The organism is Pseudidiomarina sp. CB1, from assembly GCF_024752025.1.
In the GTDB taxonomy this organism is placed as follows: Bacteria; Pseudomonadota; Gammaproteobacteria; order Enterobacterales; family Alteromonadaceae; genus Pseudidiomarina.
The window spans coordinates 303896-330032 of sequence record NZ_JANTPU010000002.1 but is presented as its reverse complement, the minus strand read 5'-3'; the positions used below and the strand labels follow the sequence as shown (position 1 = coordinate 330032).

Genomic DNA, 26137 nt, shown 5'->3' with positions numbered 1-26137 from the left:
CTAAGTAATTTGTGTTTGAACCTTCAAAAGCAGCTGTTTTAGCTGCTTTTGTTCGTTCTGGCTTAAGCCTGACATCACTTGCTCAGCGAGCTGAAAACGTTGCGTGGTGATGGTATCGATCAAACCTTTGCCGTCAGTAGTTAATGCCAATAAACGTGAACGGCGGTCTTCTTGTGCATGGGTACGGGTTAATAAACCACGTTTAATAAGCCGATCACAGCACAAGGTTAACGCCCCTGAGGTAATACGAACTTCTTCCAACAATAAGCTAGGTGTTGCTTGATAAGGTTCGCCTTGGCGGCGCAAACAGGCCAGTACATCATGCTCTCGCTGACTTAAACCGGCCTGCTTAAGTGCCACATCACCCATATCTTCGAGGTTAGCGGCAACGCCCAGTAGACAACCGACCAAAGCAGCTTCATGCACGGATAAATCGGGGCGCTCTGTTTGCCATTGTTTGGTTACGCGCGCAAGTAACTCGGGAAAGCGATTCAGGTTATTGATCGGCACATCGGTATCCAGATTTAGACTTTGCGCAAAGATTATGCGCTTCACGCAAAGTCCGCAAGTGCTGAATTAGTCTTTCGCCAATTGAAAAGCTAAAGCAACTTTGTGCCCACTCCCAGCAAAACTCGGATCGTAGCGCCACTTCTGTAACGCTGCGACGGCGGCCGTATCAAATGTTCCAGCAGGCTTAGCATCGACAACTTCAATGTCTGCAACTTTACCGTCGTCAGTAATCGTAAAACGTAAGGTGACTTGACCTTCAATGCCCTGCTCAGCAGCTTCGATGGGATAACTCGGACTGACCCGAATAATTGGCGAGGCTTGTGCATCGCTCTTTACTTCAGCTAATACTGGTGTTTGCCAAACACTTAGCAACGCTAAACCTAAGGCTAAAGCAGATAGTAACGGCCAATAACGTAGTGGTTGAGTCGAACTGAGTTGTTGAATACGTTCTTTCATAGCTTGTTTTGCTCCGTAGTGGTAGAGATAAGGGTCTAACTGCACCCGCGTTGATGTCGTAGCCGCAACCTGTAGTAACGTGTGACCATAACGAACACGCTGTGACGGCGAAACTTGCGCAAGTATGACTGCGTCACAAGCGAGTTCTTGGTCGCAACGAAACCGGCGGTAGCACAACCAAGCTACTGGATGAAACCAAAAAATCATGCAAAGTATGAAGGCGACTATATTGGCCACGGTGTCACCGCGGCGCCAATGGTGTTGTTCGTGTTTTAAGATGAGGCGTCTTTGCTGCGCATCAAACCGCTGACTGAAATCAGCGGGCAGAAATAACGTTGGGCGCAGCACTCCCGCGATCGCTGGGCTGCCGCCCGAGGCGATTCTGACGATGCGTAGGTTACCGCATCGCCAATACTGATTTACCCGCGGCCAACGTAATAGGAAGGCGCCGAGCGCAAGCACAAAACCAGCTACCCAAATGATGCTCAATACATTGGTTGGAGCTGGCACAGCGAGGTTCTCGAATTGCTGCTGGACATCAATAACAAACCGCAACGACGAAATAGCGTCGGCCAGCGGCCACCAGTTGTGCGGCAGCAACACCGCCAGCAAAAGAATAGGCACGACTGCCCATAAACTATAGAGGCTAACCGCACCTAGTTTTTGCAACAGCCAGCGGTGCCCCACTAAACGTAAAGCGCCAACCACCGCAAGCACTACACTTGCCTCGCTCAGCCACTCAATCATGCTGTTGCTCCTGTTCAAGCTTGGCTAACAAAGCTTTAAGCTCAGCAATATCATCTTGGCTTAAGTTGTCAGCATCGGCGAAACTGGCGACCAAAGGAGCGACTTTGCCCGAGAACAGACGTTTAACAAAATGTTGTCCCGCATGCCGTTGGTAGTCGTTTTGTGCAATCGCCGGTTGATACAGGTAGGCGCGGCCTTGTTGTTGATAATCAAGAGCGCCTTTTTGCACGAGGCGGTTGAGCATCGTCTTGATGGTCTTTGCTTGCCAATCAGAAGTGTGTTGTAAGCGTGCGACGATGGTTGCCGCAGGTAAGGGTGCTTCGTGCCAAAGCACTTTCATAACTTCAAGTTCAGCGTTGCTAATCTCAATCATGGGACAGACCTTTGATTACATTTGTAATCATAAGGATTACAGCTGTAATCTAATCTGTCAAACTTTTTTTCCGTGGCGCTCGGCTGGCGTGGCATCTACCGTCATAGATAAAATGCGTGATAGGTGACTGTATGGCATTCCGGTCTCCTCATGCCACGTGTTAAATGCGTCTTGTACTTGTGCCAGTCCACGTTGGCTGCTCTCGCTGGCATCTAACAACTTATGGTTACGTAGCGCGGTAAGTACATCAGGCGAAAGGACGTAGCCGTCCCAACCCACTCGGCGTAAAAAGTGTTGTGCCGTAGCCCCGCCCATGCGTGAACCATGCTTCTTTAAATAGGTCAGCAACTGCGCTTGCTCAGACGAAGGGTACTGCGCGAGAAATTCACCAAAACTGCCGTATTCTTCAGCAATTTCGACGATCATGCGAGCATTTACCGGAACCGCTTCAATCTTCTGCCAGTTACGAATAATGCGGGTATCATCAGCAAGTTGCTCAAGTCGTTCGGGTGGAACTTGTTGCCAATAGACTGGCACGAAACCACTAAAAGCTTCTTCAAACCCAGCCCACTTGGCATCAATAATACGCCACACAAAACCAGCACGAAAAATCCCGCGCGTCATTTCCGCTAGGTAGTACGCATCGCTATGAGCACGCAATTCCTCCGCGGATCGTAACTTAGGCAAGCGCGCATGCACTTCTTGCTTACCTTTACGCGCGACTGCGCGGTCATAAAAATAGGAGAATTTCACACCTTACCTCGTTATTTCGCTGGGCTAACCCCATCGTTTAGCTAGCTTACAGCAATTTAGTTGTGGTACTTTCAGCATAACCGAACCCCAAAGTTGGATGCGAATGTTTTTACTTATTGTTTTTGCTTTCATCGCGATAGGTGTCTCATTTATCTGTTCTGTGCTCGAGGCAGCGCTGTTGTCGATCACGCCAAGCTATATCGCGCAACAAAAGGCGACGAAGCCGAGATTGCATCGGCAGCTTCAGCGACTTAAAGCAAACATCGATCGCCCTCTCGCAGCCATACTCACCTTAAACACTATTGCCCATACAGTCGGTGCAGCCGGCGTCGGTGCACAAGTGGGGGTGGTGTTTGGTGACGGCTATCTCGCCATCGCTTCAGCCGTCATGACAGTCCTGATACTCTTACTCTCAGAAATCATTCCCAAGACCATTGGGGCAAAGTTTTGGCGGGGCCTGGCACCGGTGCTCCCACCGACACTCAACTTCATGATTATTAGCTTGAAGCCGTTTATTTGGCTCTCAGACCAAATCACCAAGCGTATTGGCGGTGAGTCACACGATATCGATGTACGTAACGAAATTAAGGCGCTCGCCATTGTCGGCAACGAGCAAAACGTCATCGACAATGACGAAAAGCGTGTGATCAGTAACATTCTCGATTTGCATGCTATCAAGGTCAGCAAAGCAATGACCCCCCGTACCGTCAGTGAATCGGTGCGTCCCGACTGCACCGTCGCCGAGTTTTTGGAACAAGTTAAAGCGATGCCCTACTCGCGTTTCCCCGTTATTGACGCGGATGAAGTCCCCCACGGTCTGATTCTACGTAACGAAGCGCTTGAGTCACACCGCGAAGAAAAAATTAGTACGCTGGTGCGTGACGTCGAGGTGTTATCGCCTACAGTCGATTTAGAAAGTGCGCTTACGCGATTTTTAGAGACGCGTCAGCATATGGCTGTGGTCTATGATGAACACGGAACCTGGTTAGGCGTGATCACGCTCGAGGACATTATCGAAACGATTCTGGGGCAGCCCATTATGGACGAGACCGACACGGTACCAAGCCTGCGTCGCTACGCAAAGCAACGTTGGGGTCAACGTATAAAAGCCGAAGAAGAGTAGCCTTTAAAACTTTGTTACAAAGCTCCTGTAACATTTACGTTCAAACGCTCCACACTCAAAACCTTAAGCTCTAAACTCATTGGTGTCTTTTTTCACTTCACGAGCTAAGAGCAACAGACCATGAAACGATTACTGTTAAGTAGTGCGATCAGTTTGGCCCTTCTCGGTGGTTGTAGCACCCAAACAACACAACCCGAGCAGACCACCAGCGTCGAACAGGCCCAGGCCTCAGTCGTAAAATCTCCAAACGATGACCGTCAGTACCGCGTGATTACCCTACCTAATCAACTCGAAGTTATGTTGGTTTCCGATCCGAGTACTGAAAAGTCTGCGGCATCATTGAGTGTCGGCGTAGGCTTACTGCAAGACCCTATGACCCAACAAGGGATGGCGCATTATCTCGAGCACATGTTGTTCTTGGGCACCGAAGACTATCCAGACACTAAAGGCTACTCTGAGTTCATGACTGCAAACGGCGGCTCACAGAACGCCTACACGTGGCTCGATATCACCAACTATATGTTTAGCGTCAACAACGACGCGGTCGATGAAGCGCTCGATCGTTTCTCTGACTTTTTTAAAGCACCTATGCTTTATCCGGAATACACCGACAAAGAAAAGAACGCGGTCAATGCCGAGTGGTCTATGCGTCGCGAAATGGACTTTTTCGGACAGTTTAAACTGGCGCGCAACCTGCTTGGCGATCACCCAGCCAACCGTTTTTTGATTGGTAACCTTGAGTCGTTAGGCGACAAAGAAGGTAGTCAGTTACACGCTGAAACTGTCGACTTCTATGAACGCTATTACTCAGCCAACATTATGAAGGTTGCATTGCTTGGCAATCAGTCTCTCGCCGAGTTAGAAGCATTAGCGCGCAAACACTTCAGCGAGATCGAGAACCAGGCCATCGCTGAGCCTGAGGTAACGACGACGCTTAATTTCGAAAAAGTCGGCGGCAAGCGCATTCACTATGTGCCGAATCAAGACATCAAACAATTACGCCTTGAATTCATCATCGATGACAACAGCGACGAGTTTGCGGTAAAACCTAATCAATTCATTGCTTATTTGATCGGCTCCGAAATGCCGGGTACCCCCGCATTTGTCCTTAAAAATAGCGGTATGATTTCAAGTCTTAATGCCTCGGCAAGCCCAACCTATTACGGTAACTACGGCGCACTCTCAATTGACGTGAACCTTACCGATGCCGGTATGCAAAACCGTGAAATGATCACCGCAATGCTGTTGCAGTACATCGATCTCATCAAAGCCCAAGGCGTTGATGCGAAGTACTACGATGAAATTAAAACCAGTTTGGACAACCAGTTCCGGTTCTTAGAAAAATCGGATGAATTTGGTTATGTGTCTAATCTCGCTGAAGCCATGCAGAATGTTCCCGCAAGTATGGCCATTGCAGCTCCTTATCATTACGAGCGCTTTGATGCTGACGCTATTCGTAATGTTCTGGATCAGCTGACGCCTGAGCGTTTACGCATTTGGTATGTGAGCAAGCAAGAACCGCACGATAGCGAACTGCACTACTATGACGGTAAGTACAAAGTGGTCGATATCAGTGCTGAAGAGAAAGCCACCTGGCAGCAAGCACTCAATATTCCGCTGCAGCTACCCTCAGTAAATAACATGTTGCCAGAGAATTTCGACATCGTTGCCAAAACGCAGCGTGACAAACCTGAGGTGGTGGTGACGCAAGACGGTATTCAAGCTTGGCACTATCCGAGTAAAGATTTCGCCGATCAGCCGCGCGGTTGGATGAATATCCACATGAACTACCCTGCAGCACTGACTTCAGCGAAGGCGGAAGTGCTGTTAGCGCTGTGGCGCGATTTGTTCACGCTGCAACAAAGTGCACTCGCCACTGAAGCAGGCATTGCTGGCATGAATATGAACTTATCAGCTGGTACAGGTTTAACGTTACGCGTCGGTGGTTTTACCGATAAACAAGCAGTCTTACTTGAAAAAGCACTTGCAGGTTTACGCGTAGACATTGATGAGCAAGGCTTTGCACAGGCCATTGATCGCTACGTCCGCGCGCTTCAGAATCAAGGCAAGCAATTTCCGTTCTACCAAGCCTTCGGAGCCTATAACAAGCTGATTCGTGAAGGTAACTTTAATTCGGCTACGTTAATTGCTACGGCTAAAGAACTCGAGCCAAGTGACCTTGAAAGCTTCATGCAGGAGTTCCTGCAGGCCAACCACACTCGTATCTTTGCATTCGGCAACTATAATCAAGCCGCACTCGAAAATGTGGTCAGCAAAGTAGCGCAAGCATTGCCCGAAGATCGTAAAAACTTCGCTTACCGTAGCGCTGCATTCTGGCGTCCACAACTAGGTAAGACACTGGTTTGGCAAGAGAATATCGATGTCGCCGATGTCGGCTTGATCGATGTGAAGGTGAATCCGACGCCGGGCTACGCAACCTACGCGGCAGCTACGGTACTGAAAGATCATTTTAGCAATGTTGCTTTCGATCGTTTACGTACTGAAGAGCAGCTCGCTTATGCTGTGGGAGGCACCGCGACGCGACTAGATGATTACACTGGATTTGCCATGTACATCCAAACGCCAGTTAAAGATGCTGCAGCAATGCAAGCACGCTTTGACGCCTTCCGTGATGAATACGCGGCTGTGCTTGCCGAACTCACTGAAGAAGAGTTCGCACAACTCAAAGCCAGCACGTTGGTCACCTTAAAAGAACCGCCAAAAAACATGTCGGAAGAAGCCGCACCATTACTGAGTGATTGGTATCGTGAAGAGTTCAATTTCGACAGTAAGCAACAATTGATTACGGCAGTAGAGGACGTCACCTTAGCTGACGTGCAAGCTTTCTATCAGGAAACGATGTTAAATCCTGAGGCGGCTCGTATAAATGTACAAATGCGTGGCACCAAGTTTGTCGAACAGCCGTTTGCAAACTTTGCCGAGCAAACTCAGGTTGAAAGCCTAGCTGAGTTCCATAGAACAATGGCTAAGCAGTAATTAAACCTTAAGATAAAACTGCGGGAGCAGCGTTGGGAGCACCAATTCATGGGCTCCCAATTGCGCTCCCGTTTTTTAGTCGATTTCTCTCACATCGCCTTGCTGCGAACGTGACCGCTTCATGCTCGGTCTACCGCGCTCTACCCGCTCGGGTTTCTGTACCGCAGGCTTTTGTGCTACCGGCCTTTGTACGACTGGTCTTTGTGCCACTGGTGGTCTTTGTACCGCAGGGCGCTGCTTAGGCTCGAAGCGCGGCTGCTGTGGCGTCATACGCTTTTCAGGCTTTGTCGCAAAACGCGGTTCTTGTCGCACAACACGTTGTTCGGGCCGCGGCTCGAGTCGTGGCTGTTGTCTTACCACCGGCTGCCTAGGCTTGGCCTCCATATGCGGTTTTTGACGAACCACTGGATCAACAGGCTTCTGTTCAACACGCGGCTGTTTGTTACGCACTAACCGCGGTTGCGCTTCGGCTTCCAGTAACCGACGGCGCAATTCAACCTGCGGCGGTCGTTTTTCACGCACCGGCTTCTGGACAACGTGGCCGGGGCCACCGTCGGACTTAAACTGAGGAGGGTTACGCACTAAGTCACGATGACGGTAATCGACATTGCGACGATGGCGCGGGTCATGCCGCCAACGATCACCATCTCCTGGGCGCGGGCGATAGAAATCACGGCGATGACGACGATCGCGATTGCGGTCATGATAGTGGTGGTGATGAATAACCACATAGCGATTAGGCCAGTAGAAGTCACTATAGAAATACCAACTCGGAACGTTGTACGAGAGGGCCCAACGGATGCCGTGTCCGAAGCTTACAGAAACGCCAAAGCCATCCCAATAAACAGGGGGACGATGGTGCCACCAAGAGCCATAGACATAGCGGCTGTCATATACTGGGACATACACATATTCACGCCGCACCGTCTCAATACGAATTGCTTCACGTTCACGTTGCACCGCAATTCGCTCGTCGCTACGTAGGTTCCCTGCAGCGTATGCCCGGTCACGCAACACCTGAATACTCGCAAGCACATCTTCTTGCTGTGCGAGAAACGCTTCGCCAATGGCTTGCGTCCATTCAAGATCTTCACTCATACGTTTAAGCACATCTGGCGTTGCCACCAATGCTTTGACACTTGGGTCCCAATCCTTGTTATCGGCGGCACTTAGCAAACGCTCACTGGATAACCGCTGATTCTGCTGCACCCAGCGGTCCGCTTGAATAACTTCTAAAGGATAGGTTGCGGCAATCAAAATGTGCGAAAGCAAGCTATCGGGATACAGTGCAATTGGTGCGAGCATACGATCGAGGTCTGCGCGCTGATACACACCATCTACAGCATAGGCTGTATAGTTTTCAGTGGTGGTTGCGTAGGCTTTTGGTACCGTAGTACAACCCACGGAAGCTGCTAAAGCCAAGGACACAACACTTAACTTCAACAACGGGATTTTGGCTGATTTTAACTGTCTCATTGACTGTCTCATAAGAGCGCCTCCGTTTGTTGGATGGTCTGCACCATCGATACCAGTATAGACGCTCCCATGCGCTTTATCGTGACCGCTGCTTAGTAAAGGGAATGTAAAGAAGTGTTTCTTAGTGGCAGAAAAAAGCCGCTCGATAGAGCGGCTTTGATGATGTCGCAGTGCGTACTTTTTATTCAATACCAAGTTCTTTCAAGAGGTTATCAGCATTATCAACGTGCTGCATTTGCCACAGCATAAAGCGACTGTCGACTTGAATTGAACGCGTATTATCAATATTGAAATCCCAATCCGAAATAATCGAATCTAAAGTGCCATCAAAAGCTAAGCCAACCAGTTCTGCCTTACCGTTCAGTACCGCTGAACCTGAGTTGCCCCCGGTGATATCCAAGGTCGCTAAGTAGTTCACTGGCACCGAATCAAGGCTCTCAACATAGTAGTCGCCGTAGTCTTTAGCGGCTATCGCATCGAGCTGCTCTTGCGGAGCATTAAACTCACCTTCACCAGTGGCTTTCTCTTGAATGCCACGTAAAGTGGTGAATGCGGTCCATGCGGTACCATCGTAGGTGCCGTGATCACGCCCAGTAACAGTGCCAAAGGTGACACGCAACGTGCTGTTTGCGTCTGGGTAAACCGCTTCGCCCTGTTCATTCATAAAGGCGATTTTTGCTTTCATGTAATTGGCATAGGCTTCTTGGATTTTTCCTGACAACTCTTCGCTCTCATCTTGCTCAGCTTCTTGTTGAGGGTACAGCTCCACCGCTGCTTGCACAAAAACATCTTGGCTATCAGCAAATTGACTAGGCTTAGCAGCCAACAACGCATTGCGACTATCGAGCTCGGTTAAATCAGTATTGGCATACCAAGATGAAATCAACTCACGTAGCTCGGCATCGCTCATGTCGGCTTGAATACCAAGCGCCGCATCGAACGTCGCATCACGCTGTGCCGCCGGTACCTGCAAGTAATTTTTCAGATTATAAAAATCTAAAGCTTGTTCGACACTGGTATCAAAGCTGCGGTCAAGACCGGCCATATAGGCTTTATAGCGCGGCAAATCACGTTCTTGATAACCCACTTCACGTTCAGCATCAGGTTTGGTTTGTTCTTGGCTCAGCTTATAAAGCGCCTGCGCTACGCCGAGCAAACGAGGCGTTGCTAACGAGCGATAATAATCGCTACGATCACGCTCTTGACGCTCCGCTAATAATGACTCGATAGCTTGCAGGTCTTCGGCATACGCCGCGCGGTTTTCTGCTGACTGAGTTACCCACTCGGTAAGCGCCGCATGCTCTGCTTTTTTACGCTCAAGTAAGTCTGAGTTCGCAAAACTATCCAACATACCTTGGCGGTTTTTTAGGTAATTGTTTAAGCCCGCTACGCGACTCGCATATTTAAGCTCAGCATCCTTATCACTGGCCGTTTGTGCGGCAATAATGTCCAAGTTATCGCGGAACCGTTTAACCGTATTCGGATAGCTCCACGCAAAAGTGTTTTCAACTTCACTTGGTAAACGGTGGCGGTTGGTGCGACCTGGGTAACCAAGCGCCATCACAAAATCACCCTCGTTCAATGCATCTTGGCTGATCTTCAAATGGAATTCTGGCTGGTAAGGTACATTTTCCTCGGCGAATTCGGCTGATTCGCCCTCTGGACTAACATAAGCACGATAGAACGAATAATCACCGGTATGACGCGGCCACATCCAGTTATCGGTATCGCCGCCAAACTTACCTACGCCTTCCGCAGGTGCATGTACTAGGCGTACATCCTTAATTTCTAGCTGTTTAATAAGGTAGTACTCGAGACCGCCATAAAACGATGAGACACTGCATCGGTGACCTGCGTCTTCTTCACAAGCAGCGACAATTTCCTTGTAGTTGTTTTCAATCGCATCGACGCGAGCTTTACCTGTCAGTGCTGCCGTTTCGCTATCAATCACTTGGCTGGTCACATTTTCAACAGCTTTGGTCACGTAAATACGTGAGCCAGGTGCGGCGGCAACTTCGTCTGCCATGGTTTCCGCTAGAAAACCATTGGCAAGCAGGTCGTTTTCTGGGGTCGAGTTATAGGCAATGCTGTTGTAAACACAGTGATGGTTAGTGACAACTAAGCCCTGTGGTGAAACAAAAGACGCTGAACAGCCACCTAGGCTCACCACAGCCCCCATTGGAAATTCAGTAAGCTTCGTTAAACTGGCTGGGTCCAGCTCTAAACCTGCGGCTTTGAGCTTATCGGCAATTTCCGGCAACTGTTGCGGCATCCACATGCCTTCATCTGCCAGAGCTGAGGTACTTAGCAGCGCCAGCGCAATCAATGATTTTTTCATAGTTATTCTCGTTGTTATGGACATATGACGTTAATAAAAAGTTGTCCATCATGATTGTCGCTGGAGCTTCTAATGTCAACGGCTAGACCACCCCCTGATCAATCATCGCGTCGGCAACGCGACGGAATCCGGCAATGTTGGCACCAAGAACTAAGTTGTTTGGCTGATCGAACTCCTCAGCCGTGCGCTTAGCGTCGGTATAAATCCGGCACATAATGCACTGTAATTGCTCGTCGACTTCTTCTTTTGACCACCGCGTCAGACTCGCATTTTGCGCCATTTCAAGTTGGCTCGTTGCCACTCCGCCCGCATTGGCGGCCTTGCCGGGACCAAAAGCGATGCGCTGTTCAACAAACAAATCAATGGCCTTTTGGGTGCATGGCATGTTGGCGCCCTCGATCACCGCTTTTACACCATTTTCGAGTAGACATTGTGCATCATGTTCATTCAGTTCGTTTTGTGTGGCACAGGGGAACGCAACGTCCGCTTCGTAGCGCCAAATTTGCTCACCATCTTCTGGGTAGTCTTCGCGTGCAGTAAACTCAGCATCCTCGTGAGTCTCACAATATTCGCTCAGACGACCATGACGCACCTCTTTAATCTCTTTGACCAAATCGAGATCAATGCCTTGTTGGTGATAAATCGTGCCATTGGAATCCGAACACGCAATGGGTTTAGCGCCAAGCTCATAAAGCTTTTCCATGGTATAGATGGCAACATTGCCAGAGCCCGACACCAAGCAGCGCTTGTTTTCGAGACCATGATTCACATCTTCAAGCATATTCTGAGCAAAATACACGCAACCGAAGCCGGTCGCTTCTTTTCGCAACTCAGAACCGCCCCAAAGAATACTTTTGCCGGTCAAGACACCATCAAAACGATTAACCAAACGCTTATATTGCCCAAACAAATAGCCAATCTCACGAGTACCGACGCCAATATCGCCAGCTGGGACATCTGTGTTGGGGCCAATATGCCGATGTAATTCAGTCATGAAAGACTGACAGAAGCGCATGATTTCCGCGTCGGATTTACCTTTTGGATCAAAATTAGCGCCGCCTTTTCCGCCACCGATGGGCAACCCTGTCAGCGCGTTCTTAAATATCTGCTCAAACCCAAGAAATTTCACGATCGATGCATTTACACTTGGATGAAAACGCAGCCCACCTTTGTAAGGACCTAAGGCCGAATTAAACTCAACTCGGTAGCCCTTATTGACCTGAATTTTACCGTCATCATCCACCCAAGGCACACGGAACATGATTTGCCGTTCAGGCTCCAACAAACGCTCAATGATTGAATGTTGTCGATATTTGGGGTTTCTTTCGAGTAATGGAGCTAATGACTCCAAAATCTCTTCCACCGCCTGGTAAAACTCAGTCTGCGCTGGGCTGGTTTTCTTTAACTGCTCAATACTATCGTGAATGTAGGTCATTCATCCTCCTTGTTGGTACTACTATCGATACGCGGAGCAGGCTGCTTTTGACCACCTTGCAACAAATTCAATTGCGTTGCTGGGCCCTCGTCCGGTAAGTCGAATTCCATCACAATACCAAACTCTTCGTTAAATAAAACGTCAGCGCTCGAAGCGTCCACCAAAAACGCCGATTGCCCAGTGGCTTGGGCCGTTAAACCAGCATCAGTATGACGTATGCTAATAACGAAATTGGGTTGTAACTGATAGTCCCCCTCCAAGCGTTGGGCTTGCGCATCAGTTAATTCAATGGCCGTACGGACTTGCACTTCATCACTGACTTTTTCACTGAATTCCGGCTCGGCTTGTTCCAATTGGTAATAGTTTAGACCTGTTACGCTACCTGCATCGTCACGTACGACTTCGAAATAAACCAAGGTATCCGCAAACACGAATTGATCATTGCCAACATAGCGAGCTGCATAGGGCGGACCGTCGCCACGCTTACTGTAGAGCACATCGTCTTTGATAAAAATTGTACGAAGCGTGTCCTCGTCGACGCGATAGGTTCCTACCAACGCCTGTAATTCAGCAGCATCAATGTTGACTGATGCTTGCTCAAGTGGAAATGGCTGGTCCATCAGTTGTGCGGCAATACGCATCGCGGTGCCCGAGGATCCCATTCCAGGCCCCATACGGTTGGTCAAGGCGACCACCGACAGCTGATGTTCAGGTAACCACAACCCGAAAGCACTAAAGCCATGAATACCACCACCATGACTGATCATCTTGGTGCCACGTAAGCTGATGATATCGAGAGCATAGGCATAGCTATTAAGACCTTGACTGGCGTCGATCATTTGCGCATAGCTTGCTGGTTCCAGCACTTGCCCCGTGTGTAATGCATATTGCCAGCGCGCCAGCTCCTGCGCCGTAGAGTAAAAAGCACCGGCAGCGTGCGGTTGCGTCATACTGATAAACGGCGCGTTGGTGAAGCCATTTTCGTACATGTAGCCTGGTACACGACCCGCTACGATCTCAGCCTCATTGAAGTAGCCGGTGAATGCCAAACCTAGCGGGTCAATCAACTCAGTTGCGATATACTCATGCCAACTCATCCCCGATAACTTTTCGATGATCGCCCCCAGCACCACGTAACCAGAGTTGCTATAGCGCCAATCCGCGCCTGGGACAAAATCAAGCGGTTGATCGGAGGTCAATGCGATGATCTCCTCAGCAGTCACATCCGCTCGAATACCGTCACCCATCATGTACTCACCGTCATCGGTGTAACTTGGCAATCCAGAGGTATGATTTAGTAATTGGTGAACGGTCAGTTCCGGCTCGTGAAAGTTTGGCAACAGGTCACCCACCTTAGTCTGCATGGTTAACTTACCCTGCTCAGCTAAACGTAGTACGGCTGCGGCGGTAAACTGTTTGGTAATGGAGCCTATCTTAAGAACATGTTCGGGCTGCATGGCGACCTCTAATTCGAGATCAGCCATGCCGCGGGCAGTGTGGTAAATCACGTTACCTTGCTGTACGACTGCGACGGTAACTCCCGGCTCATTGGCGGCATAAATGCGCTCAAGAATAGCGTCGAGCTGCTGCGAAGCGTTCGTCGAAGTTTGCTCTTGTTGCACTACTCGCGGCTCTTTAGCGCGATTAGCGTCGGCACCTTGATCGCAGCCGACGAAGCTAAAACTCAGGGTGATCAAAAAAATGAGGTGGGTACGCATGGTCGTCTCCTTAGTATTATTTTTGTTCAATAGTAGACGAGCTTTTTCAATACTGCCTAGGACATAAAAAAAAGCGCTGACCGAGGTCAGCGCTTGTCTTTATCTACATGCGATTTGTGACTTACGCGCGACGACGCACCAAAGCCAAGAATAATGCACTTAAACCTAACCATAGCGGGAATGAACCGCTGGTGGTCGCATGGTCGATGTTCGGCATCTCTTCTTCACCCGGAGGCGCCGAGCCGCCATCGTCAACATCTGGATCTCCGCCATCGTTATCGCCAGTATCACCTTCAACAGTGGCAATTGCTACGATGACAGGATCGTGGTCCGAGCTACGATACGGGTCAGCATTATAGAAGTTCGCCTGATTAGTTTCGCTCTTATACTCAACGTTGTAATCCAGAGCGACGGGTTCATCAGCGTTAATATGCCAATTCGCAACCGCGACAACTTTATCCGACAAGCTCGCTGAAGCGAGTGCATGGTCGAGTGAGCCCGACAAACCTTGGTACAAGTAAGTATGGTTTTCGGCACCTAATTCAGCCATTTGCAGGTCAGTCATGCCGCCATCAATGAGCGCTTGAATCGGGTCTTCCATGCCATAAGCGTTTAAGTCACCGATAACCAATACGTCTTCGACGTCACGTCCAGTCGGATCACCAGCAAGCCAATCTAGCATCGTTTCAGCCGCTTGCACTCGCGTCGCATTCCAGCAACCTTGGCCATCGCCGCTATCTTGGTCGCCTGCTGCTGCGCTATCACTACAGCCGCCTTTTGAACGGAAATGGTTAACCACAACGGTCACTTCATCTTCATTCAGCAGGTCATGGAACGTTTGGGCAATCGGTGGACGGTTACCAAAATCGAATGGCGCATCGGTCGTGAATACCGCTGTACCTGTTTCAGCAACACGGTCCGTACGATAAATCATGGCGTTGGTGATAGAGTCACTACCGACAAAGTCAGAGCCCTCAAACACAACATAGGCCCAATCGACACCGCTTTCAGCGCTTACTTCAGCCGTGAGCTGAGCAATGGCACTGTTTTCACCAAACCCGTCGTTTTCGATTTCATTAAGGCCGACAATGTCAGCATTCATGTTGACGATAGCCGCAACGATCTTGGCGAGTTGACGTTGATACTCAGCTTGTGTATCCGCACCGCGATCCGTCGGGAAGCCACCACCTTGACCATCACCGTTGTAGAGGTTCTCAACGTTAAATGAAGCGATACGCAAATCACCTTCGTCAGCTAATTCAGGACTATCGGTACGAGGGTTCGTGTCGACGTACTGCAATTCTTCAGTAGGTACTAAGCGGTACTCACTGAAAGAATAATTAATGACACCTGTTGGATTGGTGATTTCGGTACCTACACGTAAAGAGTTTAACGCACTCAAGTTACCCGCTGGGAATGGCACAACCTCGGGGTTACTGCCGCTCATCGCATCATCAATCAGCATCGAGCTTAAACCTAGATTCGGTTCTTCGGCTTCACCTGGCGCAGCCACTTGCGTTGGGGTGTAATGGCGTTCGTTAGAAATCGCAAACTCACCATAACGGCTTAGGGTATCAACGCTGTTAACCACCACAGCATGATCAAACGTAACCAGCATGCCTTCGATAGCTTCGAAGTCTGCCATTGCGCTTACTGGCAATGAAAGTGCCGCTGCACTTACCGTTTCACCTGAACTACAAACGATAATATTAGTAAGGTTACTGATTTGCGTTGAATCGTAGTACTCACTTACTGGACCAGCTAAGCGGACACGGTCACCAACGCTTACATCGGTGTCTTGATGGTAAACGAAAATACCTTCTGAGGTAGCTGGGTCACCGTCTTGATCGGCATCTTCTTCTTGCAAGAAGAACCCGCCAAGTGAACCACTACCACCTTGATGGTCGGCGGTCACAATAGCTTCAACGACAACTTCCTGATCCACCATTGGACTGCTAAAGCCTGCGCCCTGCACCGCCGAAATTAGCGTGGCACTATCACCACAAGCGCCAAATTCAGGAGCCGGTTCTGGTTCCGGTTCTGGGGGGGCCTCACCGAAGCCTAAGTGAAAACCAAGGTTACTGATATCGTCACGTTCATAACTATCAAACTCAACATGAGGCTCATAGACATCACTTGGATCAGTATCACCTGAAGTAATACTATCTTTACGGCGTAGCGTTTGCTCAGCCATGGCCACACCTTCGCTTGCCCAATCCTCATCGACGCCGACTTGGCCCATCGAATCAATAACGACTTCACCGTCTTTCAAAACTAACGCATCGTTGCCGTTGTAATACAAGTTACCGGTTTTATCCGCAATCGCTAAAATTGACTCATTTGCTGATGGGTGGGCAACCACGAACAAGCCATTGGGCGGAAGAGTCCCTTCTAAAGGAACCGTATTTCCAGCTTCAGTACTGCCATTTGAGTAAATTTCTAAAACATAAGTGCTCAGATCAACATCTGCGCTACCCGCATTGAAAAATTCTACGGCCTTGTTGTTCGAACTTCCTTCGATATACTCTGAAATGATGATGTCCGCATTAGCGGCGCCACTCGCAAGGAGCGCTGATAATGCGATTGCTAAGTTATGACGTTTCATAGTCCATTCTCTTATTGTTTGTAGTCCAAATTTGATATGCATTAGGCACTATAACGCAAATTTTGTAACAACTTAATGACTTTTTATTACACAAGGATGACATTATGCCGAAAACCTATGACATCACTTTAAAGCGTATTTACGAACCAGTGAGTGCCTCGGATGGCACGCGAATTCTCGCCGATCGCCTTTGGCCACGAGGCATCAAAAAAACCCAAGCACAACTCGATGAATGGGTAAAAGAAGTGACACCCTCGAACGACTTACGTCAACGCTACCATGCCGAAGAAATTACCTTTGAGCATTTTGCCGAAGCCTATCTCAACGAGCTTAAGAGTAATGCCGACGCGTTACTGCCGTTAATGCGAGCTGCCCGTCAAGGGCCCGTTACATTATTGAGTGCGGTCAAACAGCTGGAGCACTCCCACCTCCCCGTGCTACGTTACGCAGTAGAGGATGCTCTGCGCCACGAGGACGAACACGCGAATGGTACCGAGAACAGTTCTCCTGTCTGCTTCGCCAACGACTATCAACCACACGATTAACGAACCACGAACTTATGAGTCACGATTTTATTGAAGTTTACGATAACGCTTTGAGCCCTGATTTCTGCGAAGCCTTTATGCAAACCTTCGACGCCAGTCCTCACCTGCAACAAGGGCGAACTGGAGGAGGTGTGGACGTCAGTAAGAAGCTCAGTAACGATTTGTACTTGAATCAGCACGCTGACTACCAAGAACAACTAAGCGTTATCCAGCAAGCAACCTTTGACTATGCTGTTGAATACTTCAAAAAATACCGTTTTGCGTTGATCGCCCCACTTGCACTCCAAGTGCGCCACCCGAAAACCGGCGAGGCGGTCGCCCTTACCCATGAAAACTTCGATGAAGTCGCCGCTGGCAATGAAGCTGCGTACATGCAACTGCTTTATCGCCTCGGCCCGATCCAGGCGCAACGCTATGCGCAAGGTAAAGGTAACTATAACTACTGGCACTGCGAAGTTTTTCCAGAAAAAAATAGCGTAGAAGCGCTGCATCGCACATTGCTATTCATGTTTTATTTGAATGATGTTGAAGAGGGTGGCAGTACCGACTTTTACTATCAACAGCGGAGCATTCAACCACGCCAAGGCCGTATGGTCATTGCACCAGGCTACTTTACCCATACCCACCGCGGCAGCACGCCAATATCCGGTGACAAATATATACTCACCAGTTGGATATTGATAAACCCTGGTGCGCAGATTTTCGGCTAGGTTTCGTCATCGCAGTTATCAGGTAACACTAAGCCGGTACCGTCTTGGTCTCGTACGTGTACATTCACCTCGATACCACTGCGAACGCTCTGTGTCACCACGCAAAAATCCTCGAACTGAGCGAGTACACGGTCAAGCTTTTCAAGCTTAGCGGCGCTGTTCCCTAAGCGTAAATCAACATCCATACTGGTCACGCGCCAACGACCATCAACACGTTCAAGATGGCCTTTTACCGTTGCCGTAACTTTGCCCGGATCACCTTTGTACTTGCGGATAGCAAACATTAAGCTCGCCGCCAAGCAATTCGCTGTTGCAGCAGCCAGTAACCGACTGGGGTTTGGGCCTTCACCTGCGCCGAGCGGCTCGGGTTCGTCAGTAATGATTTCACCGAACTCACCAAAATCGATCGCAAATTTATAATTGTCGAGTAACTCAAGATTTACCTCAAACGTCGGATTTTCCATGTGATCCTCTCTTATTTCTGCCATAATCACGGGCTGTATTTTTACGAGTAAACTTGCCACCAATCGTATGCGCCAGGAGAATGCTTCTATGTCGAAGAATCCGCTGTACATTCCCTATGCTGGGCCAAACCTGCTTGAAACCCCCTTGCTCAATAAAGGTAGTGCTTTTACCCGCGAAGAGCGAGCTATGTTCAATCTCACCGGTTTGTTGCCGCCACGCTACGAGACTATCGAGGAGCAGGTGCAGCGTTGCTACATGCAATACTCAAGCTTTGACACTGCACTAAACAAACACATTTACTTGCGCGCGATCCAAGATAACAATGAAACGCTGTTTTACAGATTACTACAAGATAATCTGGAAGAGATGATGCCGATCATTTATACGCCAACTGTGGGTGATGCCTGTGAACAGTTTTCGGATATCTATCGCAGCTCACGCGGCCTATTTATTTCATATGAAGAACGCGATCAACTCGATGATATCTTGCGTAATGCCACGAAGCGTAAGGTAAAAGTTATTGTTGTCACCGATGGTGAACGCATTCTTGGTCTTGGTGACCAAGGCATTGGCGGGATGGGGATTCCAATTGGTAAATTGAGTCTGTACACGGCGTGTGGCGGCATCAGCCCAGCTTATACGCTGCCTGTATGTCTTGATGTCGGTACCAATAACGAAAAACTTCTCAACGATCCAATGTACATGGGCGCGCGCCACAAACGCATTGACCAAGCCAGCTACGATGAATTCATCGAGAAATTTATGCATGCGGTGCGGCGTCGTTGGCCGGAAGCCATGATTCAGTTCGAGGACTTTGCGCAACCGAATGCAATGCCAATTTTGCAACGCTATCGTGATGATTTTTGCTGTTTCAACGATGACATTCAAGGCACTGCTGCCGTCACCGTAGGAACTTTACTTTCGGCCTGCAAAGTCAAAGGAGTTGCCTTAAAAGATCAACGCGTAGCTTTTGTTGGCGCAGGTTCTGCGGGTTGCGGTATCGCCGAGCAAGTCATCGCCCAAATGGTTGCGGAAGGACTTAGCGACCAAGAGGCGCGCGCTCGCATTTACATGGTAGACCGCTTTGGTCTCCTTACCGATGGTATGGACGGCTTACGCGACTTCCAGCAAGCTCTCGCGCAGCCACGTCATCAGCTCGAAGACTGGCAACATAGTGGCGATTATCCATCGCTACTCGATGTTATGCATTGTGCTAAGCCGACGATTCTTATTGGCGTGTCAGGCCAACCAGGACTCTTTACTGAGCAAGTCATTCGTGCCATGCACCAATACACCAAGCAACCGATTATCTTTCCGCTATCCAACCCATCACGACAAATTGAAGCGCATCCGGCGCATGTCATCGAGTGGACCAACGGTGACGCTATCGTTGCAACGGGCAGCCCCTATGATGCAATAAAATTCAATGGTAGCGCGTTCCCGATCGCACAGTGCAACAATAGCTATATTTTCCCAGGTATTGGACTTGGAGTACTTGCCGTAAAAGCGCGGATTATTAGTGATGAAATGCTTATGGCAGCCAGCAATACGCTCGCCGATGCCTCGCCGCGAGCAAATGGTGAAGGCGATACGTTACTGCCGCCACTGACCGAGATTGCCGAGCTAAGTAAGCGCATCGCGTTTGCCGTTGCGAAAGTGGCGCAGGCTCAAGGGCATGCGCTCGAAATCAGCGACGAGATACTCATGGAGCGCATCGAAGGACACTTCTGGGCGCCTGAATATCGTCACTATAAACGGATTAGTATTTAATCTTTCTTAACTGGCAACATCGCTCGTTTCCTTGTATGTTCAATAACCTACAGGAGAGGAAATTGAGCGATGCGGCATTCTTCTACTTTACTGCAGCTAAGTCTACTCGTGCTCGCGTTTAGCGCAGCCACTACCACTGCTTGGGCGCAGCAAAAACAAGAAGACGGCAATGAGGCCGCCGATCAAGAGCTCATTGACGACATGCGAAGTGGTTTGCGCACCACAGTCAGTGCCACTGCGGCATGGCTCGACTCTTTTTTCACTGAATCCGTCGACCGCTCAGTCTATGACGATGTCTATGGCAGCCTCACCGTGGCGCCCCAATGGGACGAGTATGAGGGCTTTGAGGTCGATTCCAGCTTCCGCGCACGCGTTGTGTTACCGCATGCTGAACGCAAATTTTCGGCGGTCATCGGCCGCGGTGATTTCGACGATTTTATCAACGACCAACAAACCACTCGACCTACAGTTATTCAACGGGAACAGGCCGATGAAGAATGGATGGTCGGCCTCGGCTTCGATCCAGTCGTACGCGATGACCATAGCCTGTCATTCGGTGCTGGATTTCGTGGTGGTTTAAAGCTTGACCCCTATGTGCGCGCGCGCTACCGCTTCGAGGAAATTCTCAGTGACAGCAGCGAACTACATTTCCAAAGTGTCGGGTTTTGGCGCGATAGTGATGGCTTTGGTATTGCCCAAACCATCGAGTATGACGTCGCCCTAAGTGAGCAGTGGTTTAATAAATTTTGGGTACGCGGTACCTTCGCTGAACGTACTGAAGGAGTGCGCTGGCACGCTTCTGAAAAGCTTTATTATATTTACCATCATGAACGCGCTCTAGGCGCTGAAGTGTGGTGGTATGGCGAGACCAAACGCATCGTTCCGCTGCAAGATTACGGCGTAAAAGCGCTGCACCGCTCCCGCTTTTTGCGCGATTGGCTATACTTCGAAGGCTGGGTCGGGCTGCATTGGCCGCGCGAATTTTTAGACGAATCGCGCCAGCCCCGTTGGTTGGTGGGTGTTGAGTTTGAATTGCAGTTCGGCGACTAAGTCACTACCACAACTGCAAAGCCGCACCAACGCTTCGAACACCCAAGCCGACCGCTACCAGCACGACGACCAATGCCAGCGCATTCTGCCGCCAACTGTTGCGGTAGCCACCCATCATCTTATGGTTGCAGGCCCACACTAAAAACAACGCCATGATTGGCAACAGTAGGCCATTAGCGACTTGCGCAAACCAAATAACGGTCACGGGTTTGATTTGCAGCGATGCGATGATGACGCCAATGGTGATAATACCGATCCAGGTCAAACGAAACGGCAGCCCTTTCAAATCACCACTCCGTCCGAGTATCCCGCTGAGGGCGTAAGCGGAAGCCAATGGCGCAGTAATTGATGAGGACAAACCAGCGGCAAATAAGCCTAAGGCCATCAACCATGTGGCCCAATCACCCGCCAAGGGCCGTAAAGATTGACTGAGATCAGCTGCTCCCTCGATACTTAACGCCTTGCCAAAAAATGCTGCTGCCGCTGTTGAGACTATGGCAACTGAGATTAATCCGCCTAAAGGAATCGACACCCATAAATCACGCCGCGCCTCGTTTAACTGTTCTGGTTGCTGCCACTTCTTGGCGGAACTCGCTGCATGCAAGAAAAGGTTATAAGGCACAACAGTGGTACCGATGAGCGCAATGACCGTTAACACTGAGCCAGTGGGTAGGCTAGGTACCAGTAAGCCTTTGAAGAACGCCATCCAGTCGGGCTGCACCAGCAAAAAGGAGGCGACAAACGTAAGACTCATCAATAACACCAGCCCGATCAATACGCGTTCCAACAACACGTAGCTACCGCGCCACAAAAGTACCGCTGCTAAGCCACCAAGAACGATAGGCAGCCAAGCCGCTTGCTCGCCAATAATCCCAGCAACGCCCATGCTTGCACCGGTTAAATTACCGCCTTGATAAACACTATTACCAATGATCACAGCAGCGACCACCAACACGATAGCGCCCCAACGTAACAGCGGCTGCTTGACCTGTTGCCGTATCGCCTCGCCTAGTCCCTGTTGCGTGACAACGCCCAAACGCGCCGCCATCTCTTGTAAAATCATCGTCGCGAGTACCGAAAAAACCAGTGCCCACAACAGCGCATAGCCATAATTTGCGCCAGCTAAACTTGCTGTTACAACCGTTCCAGGCCCGATGAAAGCGGCAGCGACCAAGGTCGCCGGACCAAAACTAAAACCTTTACGCATAGAAACCCGCGCCTCTTGCTTGTCGCCGATGATGGCGTATGCTGAATAAATTAACTAAAACTAAGTTACGCAAACAGTGAGAAAACCGCAATGTATCAAGCACAGCTTTCGTCTCCTCTGGGTCCGGTTGTCGTAAGTAGTGACGGCGACCACGTGACCGCCATTGAATTTGGTTCCAGCAACCGAGCCAACACATCGACGTGTCGCATACTTAACGAAGCTTTACGGCAACTCGAGGACTACTTCGGCGGTCGCAGAAAGCAGTTTGACTTGCCTCTGAAACCAAGCGGTACCGACTTTCAGCAACGCGTATGGCAAGCACTGACGCAGGTGCCATTTGGGCAAACCGTAAGCTACGCCGCTATTGCTGACGCAATCCATAATCCTAAAGGTGTGCGAGCCGTCGGCATGGCGAACAGTAAAAATCCCATTGCAATTGTCGTCCCCTGTCATCGGATCATCGGGGCAGACGGGAGCTTGACCGGCTATGCCGGAGGGCTCGAGAAAAAAGAGTGGTTGTTACAGCACGAAGGCTGTCACTGGTCAAAATAGTAGCGGTACATTGCTTCAGCGTGCTGTGCGACCTCGGTTCTTAGACTCGCCGGCGCAATCACCTCTATCTGCGCCCCGTGACTTAAGATCCATACCAATAATTCGGTCGACAGCTCAGCATCCGCTGTTAACGTAAAGGTATCAGCACCCGCTGTCAGCTTTTGTGACTTATTTAACGGATAAGCCTCGAGCTGCGGTTGTAACGCAAGGTCACATTCCAGTTCGATTTCCACCGTTTCACCCGACAACCCGTTAGAGTGCAAACTGCCATTACCATTAGTGCGACGTGCTGCGCTTCCATTGGAAGCTAAGGGCAGCAATGGCGCATCCGCAAGTAAACTCCAGCCAAACGGCTTGCACCGCTCATCTGTTGTCAATGGAAACACCTCTGACAATTCAACGAGGTTACGCTGAATCGTACGGACACTCACATCGATGCCTTGCTCAGTAAGGCGTTCCCGCAGGGTATTGACGTCAATTTTCTGCGGCTGTTTGGGTATGTGCCGCAACATTAATAGGTAGCGCAGTACCGTTTGCATGACTGAACTCCCTTTCTGATTCAGTGTCGGTTCTATGCAAGGTTATACCCCCACTGCGACATGTTACGTCGCAGCATTTCATTTTTGTAAAACTATCGCAAACTTTAAGGGATAACGCTGTATTTTTAAGCAGGGTAATAAGAATTGAGATACACTTGATCACACCACAAATGGAGGTGATGACTATGAACCGCTTACTTATGTTACTCGTTGTTGGCATCGGCTTATTCGCTGCTGAGCCCGCACTAGCGCAAGCACAAAACGCCTCGCAAGGGCAAGAAAAAGCCGAAGATGCGAAGAAAACAGCTGAAGAACGCAAGGCTGAGCTGCGCGAAAAAATGAAGGCTGAGCATGAAGCGATGAAAGCCGAACGTGAAGCACAACGTAAAGCCTTACAAGATGAAAGCAAGAAGAAGAAAGATAACGGTAAGAAGAAAGACAACGGCGATAACCGTTAGTCATCTGCCGTAAAACAGCGTAAAACGAAAAGCCGATCGAAGGATCGGCTTTTTTTGTGCTCAGCGAGTAACTTAGGCTACACTGTGGTTATTAAAATTATAATAAATTCGCCACTATGACCGAATCGAGCCAAGAAGCACTGACGAACGAACAACCACCGCTTTCGCGCAGTGGCACTACTAGTCAGCACCGTTGTAAAAATTGTGATAGTGAACTTCTCGGTGAGTTTTGTCATGTGTGCGGGCAACAAGACCGCCATTACATTCGCAGTATTTTCGCCGTCGTGGGCGATCTAATGGGTGAAATTAGCCATTGGGACTCACGTTTTTATCGAACGCTTTTCAGTTTGTTCATGCGGCCTGGTTTTCTCACCCAAGAGTTTGTGAAAGGTCGACATGCTTCGTATGTGCCGCCATTGCGGCTGTATTTTTTCATTTCGTTGATTTCGTTTTTAGTGCTGACGACCCTGATCGACTTTGATAACGTCAACGCGATACAAACCGAGACCACTCCGGAACAACAAGCAGAGCTTGAAAAGCAACTTGAGCAAACCGATAAAGTGCTCACCGAACAAGGTATAACTGTGCCCGTTCGGCCGCCCGCAAGTGAGCTCACCGACCCCTTCGGGAACCTTAGCGTGTCGCTGCCATTAGCAACCGAGGAAGAAGAGGCGCAAATCGAACAGCGCATTAGAGAACTCGCAAAAGAACCCAAAGTGCTCACTAAACGGCTGGTTTCACTGGCACCGCAAATGATGCTGATCATGCTGCCTTTCTGGGCATTGTTCTTGAAGCTTATTTACGCTTTTTCTGGACGCTATTACTTAGAACATCTGAGCGCGGCATTACATACACACGCCTTCTTACTACTTTCATTGATGATCTTGACGGTACTCTCGAAAGGGTCTGCTTGGGCGGCAGACATGACCGGCTATGGTGTCATTGAGGAAACCATTGACTGGGCCGAGAATATCCTACTGGTCTGGATAGTAAGTTATATGCTTTTCACGCAGAAGCTCTTTTATGAGCAAGGCTGGCCAATGACGCTCTTCAAATTTGCGCTCTCAGGTTTGGCATACATTGTTTTACTTAGTTTTGCCTTTATCATCATGTTGTTTATCGGCATATTAACAGCGTAACTTTACTAGCTAACGAGGCTCCATTTTGCCAAGCACACATCCCGTCATTATTATTCCCGCGTATAATCCAGACCAAAGCTTGGTGAACGTGGTAGACGCCCTCCAGCGTCAAGCTGACCCAGAGCAGCGTATTGTAATAGTGAACGATGGGAGTGATGATGATGCATTGTTTAAATCCTTACAAAGCCGCGAGCAGCTAGAAATTGTTACCCATGACGTGAACAAAGGTAAGGGCGCAGCATTAAAGACCGGGTTTCGTTGGGTTATTCAGCACTATCCCGCAGCGCAAGGCGTTGTTACCGCTGATGCCGATGGTCAGCACCTACCAGAAGATGTTCTGGCGGTACTGCAGGCATTCAGCAATAAACCGGACGCACTCTGGCTTGGCAGCCGTAACTTTTCCGAAAAAGGCATTCCCTTTCGTTCATGGTTGGGTAACAACTTTGCCCGCCTCACCTTTCGTCTTGGCTTACGTATTAATATTCCTGACACACAAACAGGTCTTCGCGGTATTCCCCAAAAGCTGTTAGCTGAACTGGTAGAGTTACCGAGCGATCGCTATGAGTTCGAACTGGATATGCTTATTCTTGCGAAGCGAGAAAAGCTAGCGTTTGAGAGCGTTGCCATTCAAACCGTCTATGAACAAGGGAATCAAAGCAGTCATTTCAAGCCGCTGCACGACTCTGCACTCATTTATAAGAAATTCCTAAAGTTCTCGGGCGTGGGTATAGCATCAGCAGCAATCGATTACGGACTTTTTGCGCTGATTTATGGCTTCACCGGCGAAATTCTGCTCGCCATCGCCGTCGCCCGCCTATGTTCGGGGATCTTTAACTTTAGCCTGAACCGCCAGTGGGTGTTTGGTAAAGGCGGCACATTAGTTCGTGACGCCTCACAATACACTCTGCTTGCAGCCATTCTCGTTGGCGCAAACTACGCCCTGACCAAAAGTTTATTATTGCTTGGGGTATCTCCTTTCATCGGTAAACCTGCCGCCGAAGTCATTATTTTTATGCTTAGCTACCGATTACAAAAGAAACTTGTCTTCAAATCCATATAGTTGATAAACATACAATCAAACTGCATTTTTATGCAGAATAAAATATTCCACAAATGCGTTGCACAACTTTTTATTCCCGTGTTAGTTTTGACCGTGAAAGGTCTTATAGTC

At 49.4% G+C, this 26137-nt stretch carries 22 protein-coding genes; 10 read left to right on the top strand and 12 right to left on the bottom strand.

The window, feature by feature from the left end; all coding sequences use genetic code 11:
• Genes NV375_RS10820 through NV375_RS10805 form a run of 4 tightly spaced genes read right to left on the bottom strand, consistent with a single transcriptional unit; the run spans position 1 to position 2839 of the window.
• Positions 1–555, bottom strand: coding sequence for a MarR family winged helix-turn-helix transcriptional regulator (locus tag NV375_RS10820; RefSeq protein WP_258808241.1), 555 nt, complete (start codon positions 553–555; stop codon positions 1–3).
• 21 nt (positions 556–576) lie between these two features.
• Positions 577–1713, bottom strand: a complete 1137-nt coding sequence (locus tag NV375_RS10815; protein ID WP_258808240.1) for a TonB family protein — start codon at positions 1711–1713, stop codon at positions 577–579.
• A complete protein-coding gene (locus tag NV375_RS10810) occupies positions 1706–2086 on the bottom strand; it encodes a BlaI/MecI/CopY family transcriptional regulator (protein ID WP_258240978.1) in 381 nt (126 codons plus the stop codon). Before NV375_RS10810 ends, NV375_RS10815 begins: the two co-directional genes overlap by 8 nt.
• A 57-nt stretch (positions 2087–2143) precedes the next feature.
• Positions 2144–2839, bottom strand: coding sequence for a DNA-3-methyladenine glycosylase I (locus tag NV375_RS10805; protein WP_258808239.1), 696 nt, complete (start codon positions 2837–2839; stop codon positions 2144–2146).
• A gap of 103 nt (positions 2840–2942) precedes the next feature.
• Here NV375_RS10805 and NV375_RS10800 point away from each other — a divergent pair, with 103 nt between their 5' ends.
• Together NV375_RS10800 and NV375_RS10795 are read left to right on the top strand one after the other, a co-directional pair.
• Positions 2943–3962 (top strand): CNNM domain-containing protein, encoded by a 1020-nt coding sequence (locus NV375_RS10800; RefSeq protein WP_258240976.1) that lies wholly within the window; start codon positions 2943–2945, stop codon positions 3960–3962.
• Between the two features lie 120 nt (positions 3963–4082).
• Entirely contained in the window at positions 4083–6959 is a 2877-nt protein-coding gene (locus NV375_RS10795; protein WP_258808238.1) for an insulinase family protein, read from the top strand.
• Between the two features lie 75 nt (positions 6960–7034).
• On the opposite strand, the gene NV375_RS10790 is transcribed toward NV375_RS10795, so the two are convergent.
• The 5 genes from NV375_RS10790 to NV375_RS10770 form a co-directional block, all read right to left on the bottom strand.
• Positions 7035–8435 (bottom strand): DUF3300 domain-containing protein, encoded by a 1401-nt coding sequence (locus NV375_RS10790; protein WP_258808237.1) that lies wholly within the window; start codon positions 8433–8435, stop codon positions 7035–7037.
• 181 nt (positions 8436–8616) lie between these two features.
• Complete coding sequence (locus NV375_RS10785; RefSeq protein ID WP_258808236.1) at positions 8617–10773, bottom strand: S46 family peptidase; 2157 nt, start codon at positions 10771–10773, stop codon at positions 8617–8619.
• A gap of 82 nt (positions 10774–10855) precedes the next feature.
• Complete coding sequence (gene gdhA / locus NV375_RS10780; protein WP_258808235.1) at positions 10856–12208, bottom strand: NADP-specific glutamate dehydrogenase; 1353 nt, start codon at positions 12206–12208, stop codon at positions 10856–10858.
• Positions 12205–13926: a serine hydrolase gene (locus NV375_RS10775; protein WP_258808234.1), complete on the bottom strand. Its 1722-nt coding sequence runs from the start codon at positions 13924–13926 to the stop codon at positions 12205–12207. The genes gdhA and NV375_RS10775 overlap by 4 nt, the downstream gene beginning before the upstream one ends.
• 121 nt (positions 13927–14047) lie before the next feature.
• A complete protein-coding gene (locus NV375_RS10770; protein WP_258808233.1) occupies positions 14048–16531 on the bottom strand; it encodes an ExeM/NucH family extracellular endonuclease in 2484 nt (827 codons plus the stop codon).
• A 104-nt stretch (positions 16532–16635) separates the two neighbouring features.
• Here NV375_RS10770 and NV375_RS10765 point away from each other — a divergent pair, with 104 nt between their 5' ends.
• Positions 16636–17076, top strand: coding sequence for a DUF488 domain-containing protein (locus NV375_RS10765; RefSeq protein ID WP_258240969.1), 441 nt, complete (start codon positions 16636–16638; stop codon positions 17074–17076).
• Between the two features lie 14 nt (positions 17077–17090).
• Positions 17091–17786, top strand: a complete 696-nt coding sequence (locus NV375_RS10760) for a 2OG-Fe(II) oxygenase (protein WP_258808232.1) — start codon at positions 17091–17093, stop codon at positions 17784–17786.
• On the opposite strand, the gene NV375_RS10755 is transcribed toward NV375_RS10760, so the two are convergent.
• Positions 17783–18250, bottom strand: a complete 468-nt coding sequence (locus NV375_RS10755; RefSeq protein ID WP_258240967.1) for an OsmC family protein — start codon at positions 18248–18250, stop codon at positions 17783–17785. The two genes, NV375_RS10760 and NV375_RS10755, sit on opposite strands and share 4 nt — an antisense overlap.
• Before the next feature lie 88 nt (positions 18251–18338).
• On the opposite strand from NV375_RS10755, the gene NV375_RS10750 reads away from it, so the two are divergent.
• On the top strand, positions 18339–20021 hold the full coding sequence (locus tag NV375_RS10750) for an NAD-dependent malic enzyme (RefSeq protein ID WP_258808231.1): 1683 nt from the start codon (positions 18339–18341) through the stop codon (positions 20019–20021).
• Between the two features lie 69 nt (positions 20022–20090).
• Positions 20091–21071, top strand: a complete 981-nt coding sequence (locus NV375_RS10745; RefSeq protein WP_258808230.1) for a hypothetical protein — start codon at positions 20091–20093, stop codon at positions 21069–21071.
• Between the two features lie 4 nt (positions 21072–21075).
• On the opposite strand, the gene NV375_RS10740 is transcribed toward NV375_RS10745, so the two are convergent.
• Positions 21076–22278, bottom strand: coding sequence for an Nramp family divalent metal transporter (locus NV375_RS10740; protein ID WP_258808229.1), 1203 nt, complete (start codon positions 22276–22278; stop codon positions 21076–21078).
• A gap of 90 nt (positions 22279–22368) precedes the next feature.
• Between NV375_RS10740 and NV375_RS10735 the strand changes: the two genes are divergently transcribed.
• Complete coding sequence (locus tag NV375_RS10735; RefSeq protein WP_258808228.1) at positions 22369–22830, top strand: methylated-DNA--[protein]-cysteine S-methyltransferase; 462 nt, start codon at positions 22369–22371, stop codon at positions 22828–22830.
• On the opposite strand, the gene NV375_RS10730 is transcribed toward NV375_RS10735, so the two are convergent.
• On the bottom strand, positions 22815–23369 hold the full coding sequence (locus tag NV375_RS10730) for a WYL domain-containing protein (RefSeq protein ID WP_258808227.1): 555 nt from the start codon (positions 23367–23369) through the stop codon (positions 22815–22817). The genes NV375_RS10735 and NV375_RS10730 overlap by 16 nt on opposite strands.
• 185 nt (positions 23370–23554) lie before the next feature.
• On the opposite strand from NV375_RS10730, the gene NV375_RS10725 reads away from it, so the two are divergent.
• From NV375_RS10725 to NV375_RS10715, 3 genes are all read left to right on the top strand, one after another.
• Positions 23555–23827 (top strand): hypothetical protein, encoded by a 273-nt coding sequence (locus NV375_RS10725; protein WP_258808226.1) that lies wholly within the window; start codon positions 23555–23557, stop codon positions 23825–23827.
• Between the two features lie 116 nt (positions 23828–23943).
• Complete coding sequence (locus tag NV375_RS10720; RefSeq protein WP_258808225.1) at positions 23944–24966, top strand: DUF3667 domain-containing protein; 1023 nt, start codon at positions 23944–23946, stop codon at positions 24964–24966.
• Positions 24967–24991: 25 nt separating this feature from the next.
• Complete coding sequence (locus tag NV375_RS10715; RefSeq protein WP_258808224.1) at positions 24992–26026, top strand: bifunctional glycosyltransferase family 2/GtrA family protein; 1035 nt, start codon at positions 24992–24994, stop codon at positions 26024–26026.
• Positions 26027–26137: the final 111 nt, after the last annotated feature.